Below are 21,500 nucleotides of genomic sequence, written 5' to 3'. Positions count from 1 at the left end.
CATGAGTGAACAGATCTGGCCGCTGCGGCTCACGGTGGTGCCTTATCTGCTCCTCGCAGGGCTCGCCGCCGTCACCGTCCTGATCAAGCGCGACCGGCTCGGGTCACTCGCGGTCGACCTGGTGCTGTGCGCGCTGATCGGGCTGTGGACGCTCGGCATGTTCACGCTCCGACCGGCCAAGCGCACCGACCATCGCTGGATCGGCGTCTTCATCGCCGGGTTCGTGCTACTGCTCGCGGTGCTGGTACTCCGGGATCCGTGGTTCGGGTTCCTGACCCCGGCCGGGTACTTCTACACCTTCATCCTGCTGCCGTGGCCGATCGAACTGATCGGTGTCGGGTCGGTCGCGGTCCTCGCCGGCTACGCGCAGTCGTACGCGATCCCGAAGACCGACGTCCTCGGCGTGCTCGTCACCGCGGCGGTGATCGCGGTGAACGTGGTCGGGATGTGCCTCGCGTCGTGGCTCGGCCGGCGCAGCGACGTACTGAGCGGGCAGCGGCAGGAGGCGGTCGACGCGCTGACCGAGACGAACCGCCGGCTCGAAGACACACTCGCGGAGAACGCGGTGCTGCACGAGCAACTGGTGACGCAGGCGCGCGAGGCCGGCGTCATCGACGAACGACAGCGGATGGCGCGCGAGATCCACGACACGCTCGCCCAGGGGCTGACCGGTATCGTTGCGCAGCTGCAGGCCGCGGAAACCGCCGACGACTGGCGGCGGTACGTGACGAACGCGATCGGCCTCGCCCGCGAGAGCCTCACCGAGGCGCGGCGTTCGGTGCACGCGCTGCGCCCGCAGCCGCTGCAGTCGGCGACGCTGGGCGACGCGATCGCGGACGTCGTACGGCGCTGGTCGGCGCTGCACGGTGTCGACGGACAACTGACCACTACCGGCTCGCCGCGGGTGCTGACACCCGAGACCGAGTCGACCCTGCTCCGCGCGACTCAGGAGGCGTTGGCGAACGTGGCGAAATATGCACAGGCGACACGCGTGGGTGTGACGCTGTCGTACATGGAGAAGGAGGTCGCTCTCGACGTCCGGGACGACGGCATCGGGTTCGATCCTGCTGCGCCCAGGCCGTCGTCGGAGGCCGGTGGATACGGGCTGGTCGCGATGCGCCAGCGGGTCGAGGCGCTGAACGGGACGCTGGAGATCGAGTCCGAGCCGGGGTTCGGTACGGCGATCTCCGCGACCGTACCGTTGACGGGAGCGGGCGCATGATCCGGTTGCTGATCGCCGACGACCATCCGATCGTCCGGGACGGGCTGAGCGGGATGTTCGCGGCCGAGCCCGAGTTCGAGGTGGTCGGTGAGGCCGCCGACGGCGCGGAGGCGATCCAGCTGGCCGAGGCACTCCGGCCGGACGTGATCCTGATGGACCTGCAGATGCCCGGCATGAACGGGCTCGCCGCGATTGTCGAACTGGCCGAACGCGGCGTGCGGGCGCGGGTGCTCGTGCTCACGACGTACGACACCGACGGGTACGTCGTACCCGCGATCGAGGCGGGCGCAACCGGGTATCTGCTCAAGGACGCACCGCGCGACGAACTTCTCCGCGCGGTACGTTCCGCGGCCGACGGTCACTCGGTTCTCGCACCGTCGGTGGCGAACACGCTGATGAACCACGTCCGCGCACCGCGGGCCGCGGAGCTGCTCAGCCCGCGCGAACTCGAGGTCCTGAAACTGGTTGCCGCCGGCAACACGAACCGCGAGACGGCCCGGCACCTGTTCATCAGCGAGGCTACGGTGAAGACGCACCTGCTGAACATCTACTCCAAACTCGACGTCTCCGACCGCGCCGCCGCAGTCGCCGCAGGCTACAAACGCGGCCTGCTCTAACCTCTTCCGGCTCCGGTGTCGCGCGCGCGGTCCGCCCGGCTGGTGTCGTTGAAGTCCCGAGCACCAGTCGACCCGGCCGCCGCCGCGGTCCCGGTGTTAGCGCCCTCCGGCGTGCGCACCTGCCCGGCCGGCCCCTCCGCATTGACCGTCAGCCCATCACCGACCGCCTTGTCGGTAGCAGTCACGGTGACCGGGCGCAGGGTCGAACTCGCCTTCACAGTTCCGCCCTCGGTCGCATGCACGGAGACGGCACCGGTCCCCGAGTTGGCCCGCGCCGAACCACGGACGTCGCGGATGGTGACATCGCCGTCCTGCGAGCGCGCCGTCGCATCCTTGGTCGTCCCGATGTTCACGCTGCCGGAATGCGACCTGACGACGGCCTTGTCGGCATTTCCGACCGTGATGGCACCACTGGCCGTCCGTGCGCTGACGTCCTTCGAGCTGTCGACCCGCACGGCCCCGCTGGCTGTGGTGGCCCGGACCGTCTCGGCGTTGCGTACGCTCACGGCGCCGCTGGCCGAGTTGGCACGAACCTCGGTGGCGTCCCCGACGCTCACGGCGCCGCTGGCAGTGTTAGCGCGGACCTCGGTGGCGTTCCCGACGCTCACGGCGCCGCTGGCGGTGTTGGCCTGCACCTGGTTCGCGTTCTGGACGCGGACTTGGCCGCTGGCAGTGTCGGCCGTGACGGCGTTCGCCTGGTCGACGCTCACGTTGCCGCTGGCGGTGTTGGCCTCGACCACGTCCACGCGGCCATGGGTCTCGATGTTCGCGCTGTCGGTCGAGCACTCGACCGAGCTGCCCTCCGGGACGATCGCCTCGATCTCGATCGGCGAGGTCTGCGGCCCGATCGAGAACGCGCCGCCGCTGATGCTGCCGATCTGGATGCGACCGTTGTCGAAGCTGACGTTGTTGACGCTGCCGGTGATGACGGCACCGTTGCCGGACTGGCTGACCACCGAGAATCCGTTCGGCGAGTTCGTGTAGTAGCTGCTCACGACGTTGCCGTTGTGGGTCACGTACCCGTCACCGACGATGTTGCCGGCACCCGGCTGCGGTCCGTTCTGGACGAACGCGACACCCGGCTGCGTCTGCTGGGCCGAGGCGGTCATCCGCCCGTCGGGCGACGACTCCAGCGTCGCCCCCCGTACGGCGTCCGCCGCCGGCCCGGTCTGATCCGCAGTACGAATCGTGATCCTCGCCTCGGTGCAGTTCGGATCAGCCCGCACCACCACCCGGCCGGCAGCCCCCAGCAACCCCGCATCCAACTTCACCGGCCCACCCACCCCAGCCGCAATCGTCCGAGTGGTCCCAACCTGCCCCGCGCCAGGCTGCGCATCCCCCACCCCAGGCGCCTGATTGACGCCCGGCGCTTGGGCTCCCGACGCGGGCGCACCGCCCGCGGACACCTGGCCGACGCCGGGTGCTTGCGTTCGTGGTGGAGTCGGGACACCGGCGGGTTGGCCGGTTCCGGGGATCGGCTGCTGTGGTGATGCGGCGCGTCCGCCCACACCGGTCGTACGGGTCACGGACGGCGCCGGGCCGGCAGCAGGCGCCTGGCCGACGCCGGGCGCTTGGGCTCGCGATGCGGGCGAACCGCTCGCAGGCACCTGGCCGACGCCGGGTGCTTGCGTTCGTGGTGGGGTCGGGGCGGGGCCGGGGGTCTGGCCTGCGCCGGGTGTGGGGGACTGTGGCGCTGTGGCGGGTCCACTGGGCCCGGGGGCGCGGGTTGCGGGTGGTGTTGGTTGGGCGCCGGGGCCGGTCGGGGGCATCTGTCCGGCCCGTGCCTGTGGCGCCTGGGTTTGCGGCCCCAGCGCCTGGGCGGGACCTGTTGCGCTCGGCGCCTGGACCGGGCGGGGCGCGGTCGGCGCCTGGACCGGGCGGGGTGGAGTTGGCGCCTGGGCGGGGCGTGGGGGGAGCTGTTGGGCGGGTGGGGCGGCGGCCGGGAGTCGGGTGGTCGCTTGTTGGGTCTGGCGCTGGAGATTGGCCGCGGCTTCGGGAGCGCCGAGCTGCTGGAGTTCGGTGACCATCTGTTCCGCGCGCTGTGCCAACTGCGGCCGCAGGGCGAGGTACTCGTTGGTCGCCTGCCGTACCGCCGGATCCTGGAACACCGGATGGTCCCCGCGGATCTGCCCGAAAGCCTCGGTCAGATTGCCTTCCCAGCCGGGCCTGAGGAACTCACCGAGCGTGCGCGAGGCCTCCGGCGTACTGCGGCCCTGGTCGATCAGCCGCGTCAGCCCAGGCGCCTGCCGGTCCACCAGGCCGCGGAAGAACCGGCTGTCGTCGCGCGACTGGCGGTCCATGAACCGCATCATCATGCGCACGATCTCCACCAGTTTCTGGCGGGCCTGCTCGATGACATCTTCTACTTCGTCAGCCACCCGTCACCTGACCCCGGCTTGAATTGGTCTCCGGCCACGCAGCGTACCGGGCACCGGAACCACCCCCAGCTCCGTTAAAACAACGTTTTGATCTCGGTGCCGCGTGTTGTCGTCACAGTCTCAGATGACGAGTTCATGCACCCATTCCGCCGGCTCCTGCCGGTGCAGCCGCCAGTAGTGCTCAGCGATGTCCTCCGGATCCCACCCACTCCCCGGCGCCACGCCCCCGCTCACGGTCACGCTTGCCGCATGTACGCCGGCCGCGCCGTACTGCTGGTCCAGCAACGTCACCAGCGTCCGAACCCCCGCCTTGCCGATCGACAGGCTCGCGTAGTCCGGCTTCGGCACCGGCATGCCCCCGGTGATCAGGAACGATCCGCTACCCCGCTCAGCCATCGCCGGTGCGAGGCGCGCTGCGGTGGTGATCGCTCCGACCACGTTCACCGCCCAGGCATCGAGATGCTGCTGCGCCGTCAGGTCGCCGATCCGATCCGCCTGGATGAGTGCGGCGTTGTAGACCACCACGTCCGGTACGCCGTGCGCCCCGACCACCCGATCGAGCGCCGAACGCAGGCCGACCTCATCCGTCACGTCGGCCGTCACCGGCAGTACGTCGCTACTCCCGAGCGCGTCCGCCGCCGCCTGCACGGTGCCTTCCGAACGCGCAACCAGCCCTGCGCTCATCCCCTCCCGCACGAACCGCCGCGCGACCGCCAACCCGATCCCGGGCCCCACTCCGACCAGCACAAGTCCAGACATGTCGACGAGCCTAAACCTTGCCCCGAAGGTCAAGGTCAAATCAGGGCCGGTGCTCGGCCACAGCGTCAGCCAACTGCTCCTCGCCGTCACCCTGAAGCCCACCGATCACACCGTCGATGTCAGCTTCCGGCCGGTTCTGGCTGAGCTTGAACTTCGCCTCGATCCGCTTGATCGCGATCTCCACCCCGACGATCGCCCGGAGCTGACCGCTGACGTACTTCGCCGGCGCGTCATCAACCGACCACGGCTCCGGCCGCCCGGATTCGTGCAGCTCGGACAACCGCCGTACGACGTTCTCCACCCAGGCGGGATCGTCGTACACGGTCATCGTCCCGTACACATGCGCGGTGATGTAGTTCCAGGTCGGTACGACGCGGCCGTGCTCCTGCTTGGACGCGTACCAGGCGGGGGAGACGTACGCGTCCGGCCCGCGCATGATCACCAACGCGTCGCCGACGATGGGCTGCTGCCATTGCTCGTTGTTCCGCGCCAGGTGCCCGAGCAGCACGTTCCGCTCGCGGTCGTGGACGAACGGCAGCATCGTCGCCAGCAGACCGTCCGCCGTCATCGTCACCAGATCCGCGGCACCGTGTTTCGCCAGCAGTTCCTGAACCGCCTGCTCATCACCCGCGAAGTGCGCCGGCACGTACATATCCACATCCTCAGGTCGCCGTAAGTCCCCAGTATTCGGGGCCGGCCCCGGCCCCGGCAGGTCCAATCGCGCGGGCTTTCACCAGCCCACTTCAGGCGTGGTAACGAGCCCGGAGCTCGGCCGCTTCGTCGTAGTCGTGCCGCCAGTCACCAGTCGGCGGAAGGATGATGCGTTCGGTCCCGGCGGCTTCGTACGCGGCGAGCTGTTCGAGCGGATCGCCGGTGAGCTGCGGCGCCACCACCGTCGCCCGCAACTGCTTGCCGTCGGCAAGTTCGTTGATGCGGTCCAGGTTCGCGCGGACCTCGTCGGGCGGCAGCGCGATCGTCGCCCAGCCGTCGGCGTACTTCGCGGCCCGCCGGTGCGCCCGCGGTCCGCCGCCGGCCACGAAGATCGGCGGCACCTTCGCGCTCGGCGCGATCTTCACGTCGGGATCGTCGCCCGCGATCAGCCCGGGCAGTACGGCGAGCGCCTCGTCGGTCAGCCGGCCGCGGTCGGCGTACTCCACCCCGGCCGCCCGCCATCCGGCATCACCGTGCGCGGGATTGCCGGTGCCGACGCCGAGTACGACGCGGTTGTTCGAGACGTACTGCAGTGAGCTGATCTGCTTCGCCGCCCACGCGACCGGTCGCAGCGCCAGCAGCATCACGTTGTACCCGACGGTGATCCGCTCGGTCACCGCCGCCGCTGTCGCCAGGACGACGGAACTCTCGAGCAGTGGAGCACTCGCGACCAGGTGATCCGTCGACCAGACCGAGTCCAATCCGGCGTCCTCGGCGTACCGGGCACTGTCGCGTACGTCGCCGAGGATCGGTCGCTCCGGGTCCGGGGTCGACGTCGGGAGGATCACTCCGAATTCAAGGCTCATACTCGCGGCAACTCCCGTACTTGCGGAGCTATTCCGCGGCCTTGGTCAGCGAGAAGACCACCGGGCGGAGCAGTTCGACGATCTCGTCCGGTTCGGCGTCGGCCAACTCCTCGAACTTGACCAGGTGACGGCCGAGCACCACGCCGATCAGGATCGCGCTGAGCACGGCGGCGCGCAGATTGCCGTCGACGCCGGGGATCGCCTTGCTGACCTTGACGCGTTCGGCGTGGGCGTTGCCGACCTCGGCGGCCGCGTCGGGGTGGGTGAGCATCGACCGGAGCGCGGCCAGCGACCCGATCGGCTCCTCGATCAACGACTGCCGCAGGATCCCGAGCAACTGCTCGGCGACCTCCTCGGGCGTCTCGCCGCTCACCAACGGAGTGTCCGTCCGCGTCGACAACGCGAACAGCTTCTCCTTGCTGCCGAAGTAGTGCATCACCAACCCGGCATCCACCTGCGCCGCGGCCGCGATGGCGCGGATCGTGGTCCGGTCGTACCCGGTGTCGGCGAACAGTTGCCGCGCGGCGGCCAGGATCCGGTCCTGCGTCTCGATCCGCTGCTGTGCCCGCGACGACCGGGGCGTGGGCTCGTTCACCCCGTTCATTCTACGCCCGTTGACCCGAGGGCCGTTTCGTTCTACGCTCGTTGAATCATTCTACAAGCGTTGAACGAAAGGGTTGTCCTCATGCGCACTCCCGCCGAAGTCCTCGACCTCCGCCGCCAGTACCTGATCGCCCGCGACTACGAATCCTTCGCCGAGCTGTTCGCCGAAGACGGTGTCATCGAACTCCCGTTCGCAGTCGACGGCCTACCCGCCCGCTTGGAGGGTCGCGAAGCCATCCGGGACTTCTCACTGAAGACCAGCGACCGTCCGATCGAGATCCTCGACCTGCAAACCGTCCAGCTCCACCAGACCGCCGACCCCGAGGTAGTGGTCCTGGAACTCGTCACCAAAGGCCGCCACACCACCACAAACCAGCCCTTCGAAGCCCCTTGCATCCAGGTCTTCCGAATCCGGAACGGCCAGATCAAACACTTCCGCGACTACGTAGCAGCAGGAAAAATTCCAGGCCTGACCTAGGAGGTTGAATCGTGGCCCTCGAGATCCAGAACGTCGTGTTCGCCTGTCCGGGGAATTCACCGGAGAGCTATCAGCGTGGGGCCCGACCGGTGGCTGAGTTCTACGCGGCGTTGCTGGGGATGCGGATCGTTCGGGAGGACTGGTTCCTGGTCGCGGGGGACGGGCGGCTGATGTTGGGCTTCGGGGACGGGCCGATCGACTACCAGCCGCCGCGTTGGCCGGATCCCGCCTATCCGCAGCAGCTGCACGTCGATGTCGCCGTACCGGAGCTGGCGGCGGCCGGGGAGCGCGCCGCTGAGCTCGGGGCTGAGCTATTGGATGATCGGCGGGATTGGCACGTGTACGCCGATCCGATCGGGCATCCGTTCTGCTTCTATCAGGAGGCGACGGATCGGGCGCGAATCGTTCGGATCGTCATCGACTGTCCGGAGCCGCGGGAGTTGGCTACGTTCTACAGCGCCCTGCTGGAGCTGCCGGAGCGCGAGCTCGATACTCCGGATCGGGTCGTTCTTGCCGGTACGCCGCAGTTGGCGTTCCAGCGCTCCGACGCGCCGGCGCCGCGGTGGCCGGATCCGGCGTACCCGCAGCAGGTTCATCTCGATCTGTTCACCGACGACGTCGAGGAGGCCCGGGCGCATGCCGTCAGCGTCGGTGCTGAGGCGTTGCAGACCGACGGTCCGGATCACCACGTGTACGCCGACCCGGCCGGGCACCCGTTCTGCATCTGAGGGCAGGTTAGGGTCCGGGGGTGAGTCAGCGGGTGGGTGCTTATGCGGTGTGTCTCGACGGTGGTCGGGTGCTGCTGGCGCGGTATGTGTCGCCACACGGGGACGGGAGCTGGTGGACGCTGCCGGGCGGGGGCGTTGAGCAGAACGAGGATCCGTACGACGCGGTGACTCGGGAGGTCGCGGAGGAGACCGGGTACGAGTCGGTCGTCGAGGAACTGCTCGGCGTGGACTCGCGGGTGGTGCCGGCTGCCGTACGGCGCCGTCAGGGGCGGGGCGACCATCAGAACCTCGGCGTGTTCTACGCCGTACGCATCACCGCCGGCACGACACGGCCGGAGCCGAACGGCGAGACGGCCGAGTCGGTGTGGACTCCGCTCGAGGACGTACCGACGCTTCGCCGCGCGGCGCTCGTCGACATCGGGATCGCGCTCGCTCAACGGCGGCCGCTCACCGGGCACGTCGATCCGGTGATCGTCGGCGGTCTGATCGAACATTGAGGGGCGTGTCGATCCGCGGGCGGCTCGCGCATCGGTAGGAGTGAACACTCCGACGAGAAGGGCTCCGCCATGAACGACATCGTGATCGAGCACGTCGTACGCCCGGAGCGCGTGCTGACCGGATCGTGGCTCGAGGTGATCGCCTCGAACCTCGACTACCACCGCGCGACGTTCCTGTGGAAGTGCTCGGGCCTCACGGACGAGCAGCTGCGGCAGCGGCCGATCCCGTCGTCGGCGCTCTCGCTGCTCGGGCTGATGCGCCACCTGCAAGGCGTCGAGCGGTACTGGTTACACCTACGGCTGACCGGTACGCCGGCGCGGTTCGCGTCGTACCGGATGTACGAGACCGCCGACGGGGGTGAGTGGTACGACGAATCAGACCCGACCCCGGCGTACGACGTCTACACGGATTATTTGACAGCCTGTCAGACTTCGCGAGACCTGTTCGAGCTCGGCACCAAGGACCTCGACCGAATCGAACCGAACCCCGAGTACGGCAACACCGACATCCGCTTCATCCTCGAACACGTCATCGAAGAATACGCCCGCCACACCGGCCACACCGACCTCCTCCGACAATCCCTCGACGGCCAGACCGGGGAGTAGACGTTCAAGACGGACCTGCAGGAAGCTATTTGTAAGTTAGACGGCTTGTCAGACTTCGCGGCGGGCTGGTTTGAGGGTTAGCGGTGGTCGCCGTCGCCGTTGAGGACTCCTCGGGAGGCTCGGTCGGCGATTTTGGCGAGGTTGCGTTCGGCGACGTCCTCGAGGCGGATGCCGAGGCGGGTCGACAGTTCGGACAGGTACCAGAGCACGTCGCCCAACTCGAGCGTCAGCGCCTCGCGGTCGGCGTCGGTGATCACGCCCTGCCGGTCGCGGAAGATCTTCTTCACCTTGCCGGCCACCTCGCCCGCCTCGTTCACGAGACCCAGCGTCGGGTACACAATCGGGTGATCGGTTGCCACCAGCCCCGCGGTCCGCGCCGCGGCCTCCTGGTAGCCGGCGAAGTCGAACGCGCTCTGATCGGTCACGCCGCAAGTTTGCCACCGCCCACGGAGAGCTCAATGGGAAACCTCGTCACGGAGACATTCACGTACGACAGTGGCCGGCAGGTCGCCGTCTACGTACCGTCCTCGACCCCGGAGGCCGTCGTGTACGCCGGCGACGGGCAACTGATCTCGACGTGGGGCGCGGACCTCGAGCAGGCCGACGTACCACCGACCATGGTTGTAGGCGTGTACCGGACCGACGCGGCGGACGAGATGGTACGGATCCGCGAGTACTCGCCGTCCTTCGAGCCGGCGCAGTTCGCGGCTCACGAGACGTTCTTCGTCGACGAGATACGCGACTGGGTACGGACGCGATTCGGCGTCGCGTTGCCGCCTGAACGGACTGCGGTCTGCGGCGTCTCGGCCAGCGCGGAGCTCGCCCTCGCGCTGGGTATGCGGCACCCCGACGTCTACGGCTCGGTCCTCGCCGCGTCACCTGGCGGTGGGTACCAGCCGCCCTCGACGCTGCCGGAGCGACTGCCCCGCGCGTACCTCGTCGCCGGCACCGAGGAGCCGTGGTTCATGGAGAACGCCGCCCGCTGGGCCGACGCCCTGAAAGCCGCGGACGCGGACGTCGTCATCACGGAACGCCCCGGCAACCACGGCGACCCGTTCTGGCGGGCCGAGTTCCCGCTGCAGGTGAGCTGGGCGTTCAGCTAATCGGCCTGGACGATATCCACAGAGATTTCCACCGCCGGAACCGTGCCGCGGTTCTCCAGCCAGTGCAACGTGTTCTTGTCCTCCGCCCACCCGAGCCCCGGCCCGTACTCCGTGCTCGTCCCATCCCGGTGATCCGTGATCGTCCCCTCCAACACGTACACCGTCCCGGGCCGCCCCACATGGTCGTGCAGCGGCCCGAACACCCCACCCGGCTCGATCGTCACCATCCGCATCCGCAGCCGGCGCCCTTCCATCCCCGGAAGTTCGGCCCCCAGATCAACCGAGGCCAGCAACTCCACCGAAACCCCTTTGGACTCGTGCCCGTCGCTCATCCCCGTGTCCTCCCGTTGATCCTTAGGTGGATTGTGCACCCAAGCTGCGGAATCGGGCGTACCTTCAGAACGTGGCAGCAAAATCCTTGCCGCAACGCGCGCTCCGCGCCGTCGGCCACAGCGCCTGGTCGGAGCGGCTCGCCCGCGCCCAGGAGTTGGCGTACGGCCCGTTGATCGAACAAGTACGCCGAAGCCCGCTGCACACCGACGTACTGGGCCACTCCGTGCACCCGCCCCTCACCGACATCACCACCGGCTGCTGGCTGGCCACCACTGTCCTGGACGTAGCCGGCGGCCCCGACTCGCGCCGCGGTGCGACCCTGCTCGCCACAGTCGGCCTACTGGCCTCCGTACCCACGGCCGTGGCCGGCGCCGCCGACTGGTCCGAACTGTCCGGCGAGCAACGCAGAATCGGCGCAGTCCACGCAGTAGGCATGGACGCAGCGATCTTCCTCTTCGCCGCCTCCGTCCTCACCCGCCTCCGCGGCAACCACCAAAAGGCCACCAAACTAGCCGCCGCAGCCAACACCACCGCCGCGGCCGCCGGCTTCCTAGGCGCCCACCTAGCCCTCCACCACGGCACCGCCCGCCGACCGGCCGGAGACGAGAAGCTCTAACGCCACGCGGGCAAGGATTCGCCCAAGACGACCTCGACCTGAACATCCTTGCCGTAGAACGTGATGTGCGGACACCAAGGGCGTCCGGCTGCCACGTAGCGCAACTCGACCCCGGCAACCGGCCGGCTGCAAGGGCTAGCTGGGGTTGTCGGAATCCGTGGGGGAGAGGGTTGCGGCCCAGTCGGCGGACCAGCGGGCTAGGGGGCGTAGGGCTCGGTGGGCGGCGTGGCCCAGGTCGGTGAGGGCGTAGGTGGTGTCGGGATGCTGTTCTACGAGGGCGGCGTCGACCAGTTCCGTCAGGCGTTGGCGCAGGACGCTCGAGGACATGTTGTCGCAGCGCTCCTGTAGCGCGCGGAATCCGACCGGCCCGTGTTGCAGCTCCCAGACGATCCGCAGGTTCCATCTGCGGCCGAACAGGTCGAGGGCGGCCATCAACGGCCGGCCGGTGCTCGACCCTCGGACCGCCCGTCCGGGTCTGGGTGCTGCCATCCGTCGTTCCGTCCTCTCTTGCCGCTTCGATATCCGACACACTATCGTGCATCTCATCGATTCGATTTTCGAAGCGTTCGCCACTGATGGGAGCTGTCGTGCACAAGCTGATGGTCCTGTATCCCGAGCCCGCAGACCCCGACCACTTCCGCAACTACTACGTGAGCACCCACCTCCCACTGGTCGCACGCATGCCAGGCCTACTCGCATGGCGCTACAGCTTCGAGGTCACATCGACGCCAGGCCAAACGCCGTACTTCGCGGTCTTCGAGGCGGAGTTCGCAGACGCAGAGGCAATGACCGCAGCAAGGTCATCCCCACAAGGCCAACAAGTCTCCGCCGACGTCCCCAACTACGCCACCGGCGGCGTAATCGTCATCGACTACCCAGTACAGAACGGCACCTACTGAGCAACGCCGGCCCCAATCGCTCGATCAAGGAGGTGCGAGGGGGCCGACGTACGACGCTGGTACGCGGGAATGCTCGCGACGGCACGGGCAGGGCGAGGGCCGCGAAGGTGTACCGAGTCCTCCGCGCCATGCTGAACACGCCCCTGGACGACGGCATGATCAAGCGCAACCCGTGCCGCATCCCTGGGGCTGGCGATGACAAGAGCGCCGAGCGTCCGGTGTTGTCGATCGACGAGGTCCTCCGGGTGGTCGACGCCATGCCGCCACGTCTGCGGATGATGGCGCTGCTGGCCACCTTCACGAGCCTGCGATTTGGCGAGCTCGCCGCACTCGCCCGACGCAACGTCGATGTGTCCACAGGGTTTGTCACAGTCGTGGAGAACCAAGGTCAACTGAGCAACGGCGAGCTGTTCTTGAAAGACCCGAAGTCGGCTGCCGGTCGCCGGGCTGTGCCCGTCCCCGATGACCTGATCGACGAGCTGAAGCAGCACTTGGCCGAGTACGCCGAACCGGGGGATGGCGGCCGCGTGTTCATCGGCCCGAAGGGTGGCAAGCTCCGGCGTCAGAACTTCCGGAAGATCTGGATCAAGGCGCTCGCGGACTCCAAGGTTCAGCCGGTGCACTTCCACGATCTCAGGCACACCGGGAATCAGTTCGCCGCCGATGACGGTGCCAGCCTGCGGGAGCTGATGGAGCGGATGGGGCACGCCAGCCCACGCGCGGCGATGATCTACCCGCACGTCTCGAAGGGCCGCTCCAGGCACATCGCCGACAGGCTGAACGCCCGGCTGCGGGAGGCTCGCCCGAAGACTGGCGACGATGCGTTAGGGCACGTGGAGGGCACGCGGCCTCTGAACGAGGCAAGGGAGGACGATGGCGTGAGCCGGGAATCGCGCTCTGACCTGCATGAACGCTTTGGTGGAGACGAGGGGACTTGAACCCCTAACCCCTGCCTTGCAAAGGCAGTGCTCTGCCAGTTGAGCTACGCCCCCGTGAGGGTGGTCAGTGGCCCGGGGTTACCGGGTCGGCTACCTCGGCCCAGAGGTCCTTTTCGGCGCGGGACTGCTGGGTCTTCTTGTAGACGAAGTATCCACCGACGCCGGCCAGCAGCACCAGCAGGAACTTTCTCAGCACCGGGACTCCTCGGATCAGGGTTCACACGAAAAGTGGGCCTAACTGGACTTGAACCAGTGACCTCTGCCTTATCAGGGCAGCGCTCTAACCGTCTGAGCTATAGGCCCGCGTACTGCGGTGTCGAACCCGGGAGAGATTACCGCACCAAGTGCCGTACTCCCAAACCGGTTCCGGCCGGGCCGCGGAAGGCCCGGCCAGGACTGCTCAGTCCTCCGACGCCAGCGTGATTTCGAGGCCGCCGAGGAGCGTGGCGGCGATGTTGTAGAGGAACGATCCGAGGGTCGCGAGCGCGGTGATGATCAGCACGTCGGCGCAGGCGAGAAGGGTCGTGAAACCCATCACCTTGCCGGTGTTGATGTAGTTCTCCACCCGGAACGGTTCGCCGGTCGGCGTACCCAGGACCTCGCGGACGGTCGAGTTGATGTTGTCGAACACGCCGGCCGCACCGATCGCGGACCAGATGATGAAGACCGCGACCCAGGTGACGATGCCGAAGGCGATCGCGAGCAGGAACGCCGTCTTCATCACCGACCACGGGTCGATCCGGGACATCCGCAGTCGCGCCTTCCGCGTCTGCGGCCGACTCGAAACCTTCGCGTCCTTCTCGGCCAGCCGGGCCTGCTTGGCCTCGGCGCGCTCGGCCCGCTCCGCGGTCTTGTCCGGCTTCGCCGCCTTCACCGCGGCGGCCTTGTCCAGCACCGCCTGCCGCGCCGCGTTCATCCGGTCACCGAGCGATTCGGTCTTCGCCTCCGGCTGTTGGCCGTACGACGCTGCGCCGGCGGATGCTCCGTTCGCCCAGGGCTCCGGGCGGCCCGGCGTACTCGGAGCGGGCTGCTGCGGAGCCGACTGCTGAGGGGCCGGCTGCTGCGGAGCGGCTGGTCGCGGCTGCGGACGGTACTCGCCCGACGGCCGCTGGCCGTTCGGCGTGCCTGTCCTCTGCTGGCCGCCGGCGCCGGAGACGCCGTTGGAACGACCGTTGGAGGCCGGGGTGGCCGGGGCAGCAGACGGTGACCCGCCCGGCGCGGTGCGCTGGGACTTGGAGCCGTCGGCCGCACCTTCAGGCCATGTCGGCCTCGCGCGGTTGGTCATCAGTCACCCTCCTGGCCGGCTTCGTCGCTTTCGACGGTAGCCGCGCCGTCAACCTCCGTCGAACGCTCGTCACCATTCTGGACGCTCTCAGAGGGGGATTCGGTTGTCGATCCGTCCACATTCTGGGCATCTCCAGCGACAGTACCCACCTCGGCGGCCTCTGACTCATCGAGAGCGACGGTCAGATCGGTGTTCCGGGCGATCGCGACGACCGCGTCGGACTCGCCGACCCCGGCGAACCGGACACCCATCGTGTCCCGGCCCTTGACCGGGACGCTGTCGACCCGGCTGCGGACGACCTGACCGCTCGCCTTGATCGCCAGCACCTGGTCGTCGTCGGTCACGATGATCGCGCCGACCAGCGAGCCGCGTTCGTCGTTCAGCTTGACGGCCTTGATCCCGAGTCCGCCACGACCCTGCTGGCGGTACTCCGAGACGCGCGAGCGCTTGGCGTACCCGGCGTCGGTGACGGTGAAGACGAACTGTGCGTCCTCCTCGGATCCGGCCCGGATCACCGACATCGAGAGCAACTCGTCCCCGGACCGGAACTTCATCCCGGTGACACCGGACGTGGCCCGGCCCATCGGCCGCAGCTGCTCGTCGTTCGCGGTGAACCGGATCGACTGGCCCTTGCGGGAGACCAGCAGCAGGTCGTCCTCGGCGCTGGCCAGGTCGGCGCCGATCAGCTCGTCGTCGTCCTCGCGGAAGTTCACCGCGATGATGCCGCTCTGCCGCGCAGAGTCGTAGTCACGCAGGGCCGTCTTCTTGACCAGGCCCTTCTTGGTCGCGAGGACCAGGTAGTCGGCCTGGTCGTAGTCACGCAGCGTCAGAACCTGAGCGATCTCCTCGTCCGGCTGGAACGAGAGCAGGCCGGCGACGTGCGAGCCCTTCGCGTCCCGGGCGGACTCGGGCAGCTGCCACACCTTGGCCCGGTACACCCGGCCCTTGGTGGTGAAGAACAGCATCCAGTGGTGGTTCGTGGTGGCGAAGAAGTGGCTGATCTCGTCCTCGGCCCGCAACTGCGCGCCGCGGACACCCTTGCCACCGCGGTTCTGCGTCCGGTACAGGTCGGTCTTCGTACGCTTCGCGTACCCGCCGCGGGTGATCGTGACGACCACGTCCTCGTCCGGGACCAGGTCCTGGACCGACAGGTCGCCGTCGGCGGCGATGATCTCGGTACGCCGCTCGTCGCCGTACTTCTCGACGATCTCGCCGAGTTCGTCCTTGACGATCGTGCGCTGCCGGACCGGGCTGGCCAGGATGTCCTCGAGGTCGGCGATGATCGCCTCGAGCTCCTGCAACCGGGCGACGGTCTTCTGCCGCTCCAGGGCGGCAAGCCGGCGCAGCTGCATCTCCAGGATCGCGTTGGCCTGGATCTCGTCGATGTCCAGCAACTGCATCAGGCCGGTGCGCGCCTCGTCCACGTCCGGGCTGCGCCGGATCAGCGCGATCACCTCGTCGAGGGCGTCCAGCGCCTTCACGTAACCACGGAAGATGTGAGCGTTCCGCTCGGCCTCGCGGAGGCGGTAGCGCGTCCGCCGCTGGATGACCTCGATCTGGTGGTCGATCCAGTGGCTGATGAACAGGTCCACGCTGAGCGTGCGCGGTACGCCGTCGACCAGCGCCAGCATGTTGCAGCCGAAGGTGTCCTGCAGCGGCGTGTGCTTGTAGAGGTTGTTCAGTACGACGCGGGGCTGGGCGTCGCGCTTCAGCACGATCACGAGCCGCTGACCGGTCCGGGACGAGCTGTCGTCGCGGATGTCGGCGATGCCGCTGACCTTGCCGGTGTTCACCAGCTCGGCGATCTTCAGCGCCAGGTTGTCCGGGTTCACCATGTACGGCAGCTCGGTGACCACGAGGCTGGTGCGGCCCTTCGCGTCCTCCTCGATGTCGACGACCGCGCGCATCGTGACCGAACCACGACCGGTGCGGTACGCGTCGTCGATGCCCTTGTAGCCGACGATCAGCGCGCCGTTCGGGAAGTCGGGGCCCTTGATGTACTGCAGGCAGGCGTCGAGCAGCTCCTCACGGGTCGCGTCCGGGTGCTCCAGCGCCCAGTCGACCGCGGCCGCGACCTCACGCAGGTTGTGCGGCGGGATGTTCGTCGCCATCCCGACCGCGATCCCGGACGAGCCGTTGACGAGCAGGTTCGGGAAGCGGGCCGGCAGGATCACCGGCTCCTGCGACTTGCCGTCGTAGTTCGGCCGGAAGTCGACGGTCTCCTGGTCGATGTCGCGGACCATCTCCATCGCCAGCGGCGCCATCCGGCACTCCGTGTACCGCATCGCGGCCGCCGGGTCGTTACCGGGCGAACCGAAGTTGCCCTGGCCCTGGATCAGCGGCGCGCGCATCACCCACGGCTGCGCGAGCCGGACCAGGGTGTCGTAGATCGCGGAGTCACCGTGCGGGTGGTACTGACCCATCACGTCACCGACGACGCGGGAGCACTTGTTGAAACCACGGTCCGGCCGGTAGCCGCCGTCGTACATCGCGTAGAGGATCCGCCGGTGCACCGGCTTCAGGCCGTCGCGGACCTCGGGCAGCGCGCGGCCGACGATGACGGCCATCGCGTAGTCGAGGTACGACTGCTGCATCTCGGTCTGCAGGTCGAGCGGCTCGACCCGGTCGTGGCCCGGAGAGGTGGGGGTCTCGGTCATGAAAAAGTCCCGTTCAGATCAGTACGTCGGTGAGCAGCGAGATCAGATGTCGAGGAACCGGACGTCCTTGGCGTTGCGCTGGATGAAACTGCGCCGCGCCTCGATGTCGTCGCCCATCAGCGTCTGGAACGTCTCGTCGGCCCGGATCGCGTCGTCGAGAGTGATCTGCAGCAGCACCCGGTTGGCCGGGTCCATCGTGGTGTCCCACAGCTCGTTCGCGTTCATCTCGCCCAGACCCTTGTAGCGCTGGATCGGGTTCTCCTTGGGCAGCTTCTTGCCGGCCTCGGCGCCCGCCTCGAGCAGCCCGTCGCGCTCGCGGTCGGTGTAGGCGAGCTCGTGCGGCTGGTTGCTCCAGCGGATCTTGTACAGCGGCGGCTGGGCGGCGTACACGTGCCCGCGCTCGATCAGCGGCCGCATGAACCGGAACAGCAGCGTGAGCAGCAGCGTCCGGATGTGCTGGCCGTCGACGTCGGCGTCGGCCATGATCACGATCTTGTGGTACCGCAGCTTGTCCTCGTCGAAGTCCTCGTGGATCCCGGTGCCGAGCGCGGAGATGATCGCCTGGACCTCGTTGTTCTGCAGAACCTTGTCGATCCGGGCCTTCTCGACGTTCAGGATCTTGCCGCGGATCGGCAGGATGGCCTGGAACTTCGGGTCCCGGCCGCCCTTCGCGGAGCCACCGGCCGAGTCACCCTCGACGATGTAGACCTCGCACTCCTCCGGGTTGGTCGACTGGCAGTCGGCCAGCTTGCCGGGCAGGCCGCCACCGCCGAGCAGACCCTTGCGGTTGCGGGCCAGGTCGCGGGCCTTGCGGGCCGCGATCCGGGCGCTCGCCGCGGCACTCGCCTTGCGGATGATCTCGCGACCCTCGGCCGGGTTCTGCTCGAACCAGGCGCCGAGCCGGTCGTTGACGACCCGCTGGACGAAGCCCTTCACCTCGGTGTTGCCGAGCTTGGTCTTGGTCTGGCCCTCGAATTGCGGCTCGGCCAGCTTGACCGAGATGATCGCGGTCAGGCCTTCCCGGATGTCGTCACCGGTGAGCCTGTCCTCCTTCTTCTTGATCATGCCCTGGTCCTCGCCGAAGCTGTTCACCAGCGAGGTGAGCGCGGCCCGGAAGCCCTCTTCGTGGGTGCCGCCCTCGTGGGTGTTGATCGCGTTCGCGAACGTGTGCACGGACTCCTGGAACGAGCCGCTCCACTGCAGCGCCACCTCGAGGCTCATCGTGTCGTCGGCGGCGGCCGCCTCGAACGAGATCACGTCGCGGTGCACGGTCTCGCGGATGCCGGTCAGGTACTTCACGTAGTCGACCAGGCCGTCGTCGTACCGGAAGGACTGCTCGAGGGGCTTGCCGTCCTCGTCGAGGTGGTCGGGCCGCTCGTCGCGGATCACCAACTCGAGGCCCTTGTTCAGGAACGCGTACTCGCGGAAGCGGGTGGCCAGCGTCTCGTACGAGTACGTCGTGGTCTCGAAGACGTCCGGGCTGGCCCAGAAGGTGATCGTCGTGCCGTTCGCCTCCGAGGTGCCGATCTCGGCGAGGTCAGCGTCGGGGACACCGTTCGTGAAGGACTGCGTGTACAGCTTGCCGTTCTTCTTCACGTCGACCTGGAGCCGGGTGGACAACGCGTTCACCACGGAGACACCGACGCCGTGCAGACCACCGGAGACCTTGTAACCGCCGCCGCCGAACTTTCCACCGGCGTGCAGCACGGTCAGTACGACGGTGACGGCCGGCTTGCCCTCGGACTCGACGATGTCGACCGGGATGCCACGGCCGTTGTCGTCGACCCGCACACCGCCGTCGGCCAGCAGCGTCACGACGATGCGATCGCCGTACCCCGCCATCGCCTCGTCGACTGCGTTGTCCACCACCTCGGTGACCAGATGGTGCAGACCACGCTCACCGGTCGACCCGATGTACATACCGGGGCGCTTGCGAACCGCGTCCAGTCCCTCCAGGACCTGAATCGCGCTCGCGTCGTACTCGCGCTCGACGATGTTCGACGGGATCGCGTCGAGCATCTCGGGGAGCTGACTGGCGTCGGGTACCGCGCTGTCACTGGGGCCGATGGGGTCGGCGGACTGGTTGGCGTCGATCTCGATCGGCTCGTCGGTCACCGGTGGTTGTCCTCCTCCGACCCCGCGTTCGCGAGGCATCGCGGCACAGTAGAGCCGCCCTCTACGGTGATGGCAAAGGCGCGGCTCGCTCTACACGGTCCATTCTACCCGTCGACCGAAGCAGAACCTGCCACCAGGCGCCTGAAACTCACCTCAGGGCGTCTTTTCTCCCTCGTCGCCATGTCCCCTCTCGCGGGAGGGGGGCCAGAAAGCGCTCACGGGCACTCAGTGGCCTCCGGGTGTTTCGCGACTGACGCACCCGGGACCGACCGGTCCAGTCCGGATACCCGGGTGCCGGGCGGCCTGCCCGGCGCGCACCCGCGGACCCTTAGGATCGCAGCCGTGGAAAGTCTCGACGAGGTCATCGATGCGATGATCGCCGACCGGGTGATTCACCGGCACCGGCGGATCTGGCTGGTGGTGATCGCACTCGTCGTGGCGGCGATCCTGGTGATTCTGCTGACCGGCGGCTGGAAAGAGAAGAAGGGCCGCACGGTCCCGACGCTGACGGCGCCGGCCACGGTGACGGCCGGCCGGTTCGAGTTCACCTTCACCAAGGCGGAGATCGTCCGGAAGCCGAAGACCGACTACAGCAAGGCCGAGACCACTCTGAAGGTGTACTTCACCGCGAAGAACATCGACACCGAGGAACAGACCAGCGAGTCGGTGAGCGGCGAACTGCTCCGGTTCGTGCCGGGCGGTGGCAAGGACCTGGTCGAGTCCAACGGCGGCGCCTGCCGCGGCGACAACCTGAACTGGAAGCTCGTCTACGGGCTGCCGCCGGTGGAATGCAGCACCAAGTTCGAGGTCGATCCGGACTTCACCGCGGACGTCGTCGAGATCGGGATCCTGCAGGAGCACTACGAGGGCGACAACTCCGCACTCGGCGCGGATCCCAAGCCGTACTGGCACAACGAGGACCCGGCCGCGGTCGTCCAACTGAAGCCGACCGTCGTTGTCGACGACGGGAAGAACAAATGAAGCTGTACCGCCCCGCGACCGTGCTGGTCGGCGTCCTGTTCGTGCTGCTCGGTGGCGTGATCCGGCTGGGCCTGCCGGACAACGTGTACCACGACACGCCGAACCTGGCGATCGTCAGCGGTCAGATCGGCCAGCCGCTCGAGTACGCCGGCAGCGGATCGACGTTCAAGGTGACCCGGATCGCGTTCGCGCGGAAGATCCTCAGCGCCAAGGCGAGCGACGACGACAAGCCGATCGACACCGACGGCATCTACGTCGCGGTCGAGTGGGACGCGGTGCGTGGCGTGGCCAAGCCGGACACCTTCACTCCGACCCTCACCACCGACGGCGGCAGCGTGTACGAAGAGGTCAGTGACCCGACCGAGAGCGGCATCGACTTTCCCGACGCCGGCTTCGCGCGGACCGGCTCGGTTGTCTTCGAAGCCAACCCGGCGGACCTGAAGGGCCTCACGCTGCGACTCAAGCCGAGCATGTTCTTCAACGTCTACAACTCCGAGATCCGCGTCGATCTCGGGATTCCGACCGAGGCGATCGCCCAGCAAATGGTCGACAGCGCCGAGGACCAGTACGTCGTGAACGACGCCGTCACCCGGGTGGCGTCGTGACGATCGGCGGCCGGGCGACCCGGCTGGTCGTACAGATCCTGGTGCTGGTCGCGCTGCTCGCGCTCGCGACGTTCGTGATGGTGCGTCCGTACCTCAGCGACGACGAACGGGTGTACGAACAGGGCCGGATCGACCAGGTCGTCAGCCAAGGCCCGGTGACGGTGTCGAACGTCGAGTGGAAACTCGACTCGTTGAAGGCCTACACCACGATCCTGGACGACAAGGGCGAACCGATCGACCTCGCCGGCCCGGCCGGGACCACCATCGTCGTGGCCTCGATCACGGTCACGCCGAAACAGGGTACGTACCTCAAGGATCGCGGTTTCACCTGCGACGCGGTGCTGCGCGACAGCAAGGGGAACACCTGGGACGACACCCAGGCGTACGGCTACCCGCTACCGACGTACTGCGGTGACGACGACCATCCGTTCACGATGGACAAGCCGGCCCAGATCGCGAAGATCTACATCGTGCCGAAGAACGACGTACCGAATCTGGTCGGGATCACCACCGAGGACTTCTACCTGCACAAGCGGGTGCTGATCACGCCCTGACCGGCGCCC

25 protein-coding genes and 2 tRNA genes are annotated in these 21,500 nt (G+C 67.9%); 13 read left to right on the top strand and 14 right to left on the bottom strand.

Annotation, left to right across the window (positions count from 1 at the left end; translation table 11 throughout):
• The first annotated feature begins 1 nt into the window (after position 1).
• Together FB475_RS15715 and FB475_RS15710 are read left to right on the top strand one after the other, a co-directional pair.
• Positions 2 to 1,222 (top strand): sensor histidine kinase, encoded by a 1,221-nt coding sequence (locus FB475_RS15715; protein WP_141856690.1) that lies wholly within the window; start codon positions 2 to 4, stop codon positions 1,220 to 1,222.
• On the top strand, positions 1,219 to 1,839 hold the full coding sequence (locus FB475_RS15710) for a response regulator (RefSeq protein ID WP_141856688.1): 621 nt from the start codon (positions 1,219 to 1,221) through the stop codon (positions 1,837 to 1,839). The genes FB475_RS15715 and FB475_RS15710 overlap by 4 nt, the downstream gene beginning before the upstream one ends.
• On the opposite strand, the gene FB475_RS15705 is transcribed toward FB475_RS15710, so the two are convergent.
• The 5 genes from FB475_RS15705 to FB475_RS15685 all read right to left on the bottom strand — a co-directional run bounded on the left by FB475_RS15705 (position 1,836) and on the right by FB475_RS15685 (position 7,088).
• A complete protein-coding gene (locus FB475_RS15705) occupies positions 1,836 to 4,217 on the bottom strand; it encodes a DUF4097 family beta strand repeat-containing protein (RefSeq protein ID WP_141856687.1) in 2,382 nt (793 codons plus the stop codon). The genes FB475_RS15710 and FB475_RS15705 overlap by 4 nt on opposite strands.
• A gap of 120 nt (positions 4,218 to 4,337) precedes the next feature.
• Entirely contained in the window at positions 4,338 to 4,976 is a 639-nt protein-coding gene (locus FB475_RS15700; protein ID WP_185759263.1) for an SDR family NAD(P)-dependent oxidoreductase, read from the bottom strand.
• Positions 4,977 to 5,016: 40 nt separating this feature from the next.
• Positions 5,017 to 5,628, bottom strand: a complete 612-nt coding sequence (locus FB475_RS15695) for an FMN-binding negative transcriptional regulator (protein WP_141856685.1) — start codon at positions 5,626 to 5,628, stop codon at positions 5,017 to 5,019.
• Positions 5,629 to 5,719: 91 nt separating this feature from the next.
• Positions 5,720 to 6,493 carry an LLM class flavin-dependent oxidoreductase gene (locus FB475_RS15690; protein ID WP_141856683.1) on the bottom strand — a complete coding sequence of 258 codons (774 nt, stop codon included), beginning with the start codon at positions 6,491 to 6,493 and terminating at the stop codon, positions 5,720 to 5,722.
• Between the two features lie 28 nt (positions 6,494 to 6,521).
• Positions 6,522 to 7,088 (bottom strand): TetR/AcrR family transcriptional regulator, encoded by a 567-nt coding sequence (locus FB475_RS15685; protein WP_202878339.1) that lies wholly within the window; start codon positions 7,086 to 7,088, stop codon positions 6,522 to 6,524.
• 90 nt (positions 7,089 to 7,178) lie between these two features.
• Between FB475_RS15685 and FB475_RS15680 the strand changes: the two genes are divergently transcribed.
• The 4 genes from FB475_RS15680 to FB475_RS15665 all read left to right on the top strand — a co-directional run bounded on the left by FB475_RS15680 (position 7,179) and on the right by FB475_RS15665 (position 9,405).
• Entirely contained in the window at positions 7,179 to 7,574 is a 396-nt protein-coding gene (locus tag FB475_RS15680) for a nuclear transport factor 2 family protein (RefSeq protein ID WP_141856678.1), read from the top strand.
• An 11-nt stretch (positions 7,575 to 7,585) separates the two neighbouring features.
• The gene (locus FB475_RS15675) at positions 7,586 to 8,302 is read left to right on the top strand and encodes a VOC family protein (RefSeq protein WP_141856676.1); all 717 of its coding nucleotides are present in this window, start codon (positions 7,586 to 7,588) and stop codon (positions 8,300 to 8,302) included.
• Between the two features lie 20 nt (positions 8,303 to 8,322).
• Positions 8,323 to 8,799, top strand: a complete 477-nt coding sequence (locus FB475_RS15670; protein ID WP_141856674.1) for an NUDIX hydrolase — start codon at positions 8,323 to 8,325, stop codon at positions 8,797 to 8,799.
• A 69-nt stretch (positions 8,800 to 8,868) separates the two neighbouring features.
• Positions 8,869 to 9,405, top strand: a complete 537-nt coding sequence (locus FB475_RS15665) for a DinB family protein (RefSeq protein ID WP_141856672.1) — start codon at positions 8,869 to 8,871, stop codon at positions 9,403 to 9,405.
• A gap of 77 nt (positions 9,406 to 9,482) precedes the next feature.
• Here FB475_RS15665 and FB475_RS15660 read toward each other — a convergent pair whose 3' ends face one another.
• Entirely contained in the window at positions 9,483 to 9,830 is a 348-nt protein-coding gene (locus tag FB475_RS15660; RefSeq protein WP_141856670.1) for a nucleoside triphosphate pyrophosphohydrolase family protein, read from the bottom strand.
• A gap of 33 nt (positions 9,831 to 9,863) precedes the next feature.
• Here FB475_RS15660 and FB475_RS15655 point away from each other — a divergent pair, with 33 nt between their 5' ends.
• Entirely contained in the window at positions 9,864 to 10,508 is a 645-nt protein-coding gene (locus FB475_RS15655; RefSeq protein WP_141856668.1) for an alpha/beta hydrolase, read from the top strand.
• Here FB475_RS15655 and FB475_RS15650 read toward each other — a convergent pair.
• The gene (locus tag FB475_RS15650) at positions 10,505 to 10,840 is read right to left on the bottom strand and encodes a cupin domain-containing protein (protein ID WP_141856666.1); all 336 of its coding nucleotides are present in this window, start codon (positions 10,838 to 10,840) and stop codon (positions 10,505 to 10,507) included. The genes FB475_RS15655 and FB475_RS15650 overlap by 4 nt on opposite strands.
• A gap of 71 nt (positions 10,841 to 10,911) precedes the next feature.
• On the opposite strand from FB475_RS15650, the gene FB475_RS15645 reads away from it, so the two are divergent.
• Complete coding sequence (locus FB475_RS15645) at positions 10,912 to 11,457, top strand: DUF2231 domain-containing protein (protein WP_141856664.1); 546 nt, start codon at positions 10,912 to 10,914, stop codon at positions 11,455 to 11,457.
• Between the two features lie 135 nt (positions 11,458 to 11,592).
• Here FB475_RS15645 and FB475_RS15640 read toward each other — a convergent pair whose 3' ends face one another.
• Complete coding sequence (locus FB475_RS15640) at positions 11,593 to 11,946, bottom strand: winged helix-turn-helix transcriptional regulator (protein WP_141856662.1); 354 nt, start codon at positions 11,944 to 11,946, stop codon at positions 11,593 to 11,595.
• A gap of 98 nt (positions 11,947 to 12,044) precedes the next feature.
• Between FB475_RS15640 and FB475_RS15635 the strand changes: the two genes are divergently transcribed.
• Together FB475_RS15635 and FB475_RS15630 are read left to right on the top strand one after the other, a co-directional pair.
• On the top strand, positions 12,045 to 12,356 hold the full coding sequence (locus FB475_RS15635; RefSeq protein ID WP_141856660.1) for an EthD family reductase: 312 nt from the start codon (positions 12,045 to 12,047) through the stop codon (positions 12,354 to 12,356).
• A gap of 128 nt (positions 12,357 to 12,484) precedes the next feature.
• On the top strand, positions 12,485 to 13,294 hold the full coding sequence (locus FB475_RS15630; RefSeq protein WP_141856658.1) for a tyrosine-type recombinase/integrase: 810 nt from the start codon (positions 12,485 to 12,487) through the stop codon (positions 13,292 to 13,294).
• Here FB475_RS15630 and FB475_RS15625 read toward each other — a convergent pair.
• The 6 genes from FB475_RS15625 to gyrB form a co-directional block, all read right to left on the bottom strand.
• Positions 13,273 to 13,348, bottom strand: a tRNA-Ala gene (locus FB475_RS15625). The genes FB475_RS15630 and FB475_RS15625 overlap by 22 nt on opposite strands.
• A gap of 10 nt (positions 13,349 to 13,358) precedes the next feature.
• On the bottom strand, positions 13,359 to 13,490 hold the full coding sequence (locus FB475_RS37590; RefSeq protein ID WP_209696738.1) for a DLW-39 family protein: 132 nt from the start codon (positions 13,488 to 13,490) through the stop codon (positions 13,359 to 13,361).
• A 33-nt stretch (positions 13,491 to 13,523) separates the two neighbouring features.
• Positions 13,524 to 13,597, bottom strand: a tRNA-Ile gene (locus FB475_RS15620).
• A 97-nt stretch (positions 13,598 to 13,694) separates the two neighbouring features.
• The gene (locus FB475_RS37585; RefSeq protein WP_238332166.1) at positions 13,695 to 14,579 is read right to left on the bottom strand and encodes a DUF3566 domain-containing protein; all 885 of its coding nucleotides are present in this window, start codon (positions 14,577 to 14,579) and stop codon (positions 13,695 to 13,697) included.
• Entirely contained in the window at positions 14,579 to 17,173 is a 2,595-nt protein-coding gene (gene gyrA / locus FB475_RS15610; protein ID WP_420359224.1) for a DNA gyrase subunit A, read from the bottom strand. Before gyrA ends, FB475_RS37585 begins: the two co-directional genes overlap by 1 nt.
• Before the next feature lie 105 nt (positions 17,174 to 17,278).
• Entirely contained in the window at positions 17,279 to 19,255 is a 1,977-nt protein-coding gene (gene gyrB / locus FB475_RS15605) for a DNA topoisomerase (ATP-hydrolyzing) subunit B (RefSeq protein ID WP_202878431.1), read from the bottom strand.
• 438 nt (positions 19,256 to 19,693) lie between these two features.
• Between gyrB and FB475_RS15600 the strand changes: the two genes are divergently transcribed.
• The 3 genes from FB475_RS15600 to FB475_RS15590 are packed head-to-tail and all read left to right on the top strand — an operon-like array spanning position 19,694 to position 21,491.
• Entirely contained in the window at positions 19,694 to 20,332 is a 639-nt protein-coding gene (locus FB475_RS15600; protein ID WP_141856654.1) for a hypothetical protein, read from the top strand.
• Positions 20,329 to 20,937 carry a hypothetical protein gene (locus FB475_RS15595; protein ID WP_141856652.1) on the top strand — a complete coding sequence of 203 codons (609 nt, stop codon included), beginning with the start codon at positions 20,329 to 20,331 and terminating at the stop codon, positions 20,935 to 20,937. Before FB475_RS15600 ends, FB475_RS15595 begins: the two co-directional genes overlap by 4 nt.
• Positions 20,934 to 21,491 carry a hypothetical protein gene (locus tag FB475_RS15590; RefSeq protein ID WP_141856650.1) on the top strand — a complete coding sequence of 186 codons (558 nt, stop codon included), beginning with the start codon at positions 20,934 to 20,936 and terminating at the stop codon, positions 21,489 to 21,491. The genes FB475_RS15595 and FB475_RS15590 overlap by 4 nt, the downstream gene beginning before the upstream one ends.
• Positions 21,492 to 21,500 lie beyond the last annotated feature (9 nt).

It is taken from the genome of Kribbella jejuensis (genome assembly GCF_006715085.1).
Lineage (GTDB): Bacteria > Actinomycetota > Actinomycetes > Propionibacteriales > Kribbellaceae > Kribbella > Kribbella jejuensis.
This window is presented reverse-complemented; position numbering and strand designations above follow the sequence as displayed.

Bases quoted from the DNA above. Each gene is read 5' to 3' on its own strand.
- FB475_RS15680 (WP_141856678.1), top strand. From the start codon at position 7,179: ATGCGCACTCCCGCCGAAGTCCTCGACCTCCGCCGCCAGTACCTGATC.
- FB475_RS15700 (WP_185759263.1), bottom strand. From the start codon at position 4,976: ATGTCTGGACTTGTGCTGGTCGGAGTGGGGCCCGGGATCGGGTTGGCG.
- gyrB (WP_202878431.1), bottom strand. From the start codon at position 19,255: ATGCTCGACGCGATCCCGTCGAACATCGTCGAGCGCGAGTACGACGCG.
- FB475_RS15630 (WP_141856658.1), top strand. From the start codon at position 12,485: ATGCTGAACACGCCCCTGGACGACGGCATGATCAAGCGCAACCCGTGC.
- FB475_RS15710 (WP_141856688.1), top strand. From the start codon at position 1,219: ATGATCCGGTTGCTGATCGCCGACGACCATCCGATCGTCCGGGACGGG.
- FB475_RS15695 (WP_141856685.1), bottom strand. From the start codon at position 5,628: ATGTACGTGCCGGCGCACTTCGCGGGTGATGAGCAGGCGGTTCAGGAA.
- FB475_RS15690 (WP_141856683.1), bottom strand. From the start codon at position 6,493: ATGAGCCTTGAATTCGGAGTGATCCTCCCGACGTCGACCCCGGACCCG.
- FB475_RS37585 (WP_238332166.1), bottom strand. From the start codon at position 14,579: ATGACCAACCGCGCGAGGCCGACATGGCCTGAAGGTGCGGCCGACGGC.
- FB475_RS15650 (WP_141856666.1), bottom strand. From the start codon at position 10,840: ATGAGCGACGGGCACGAGTCCAAAGGGGTTTCGGTGGAGTTGCTGGCC.
- FB475_RS15655 (WP_141856668.1), top strand. From the start codon at position 9,864: ATGGGAAACCTCGTCACGGAGACATTCACGTACGACAGTGGCCGGCAG.
- gyrA (WP_420359224.1), bottom strand. From the start codon at position 17,173: ATGCAGCAGTCGTACCTCGACTACGCGATGGCCGTCATCGTCGGCCGC.
- FB475_RS15715 (WP_141856690.1), top strand. From the start codon at position 2: ATGAGTGAACAGATCTGGCCGCTGCGGCTCACGGTGGTGCCTTATCTG.
- FB475_RS15640 (WP_141856662.1), bottom strand. From the start codon at position 11,946: ATGGCAGCACCCAGACCCGGACGGGCGGTCCGAGGGTCGAGCACCGGC.
- FB475_RS15665 (WP_141856672.1), top strand. From the start codon at position 8,869: ATGAACGACATCGTGATCGAGCACGTCGTACGCCCGGAGCGCGTGCTG.
- FB475_RS15595 (WP_141856652.1), top strand. From the start codon at position 20,329: ATGAAGCTGTACCGCCCCGCGACCGTGCTGGTCGGCGTCCTGTTCGTG.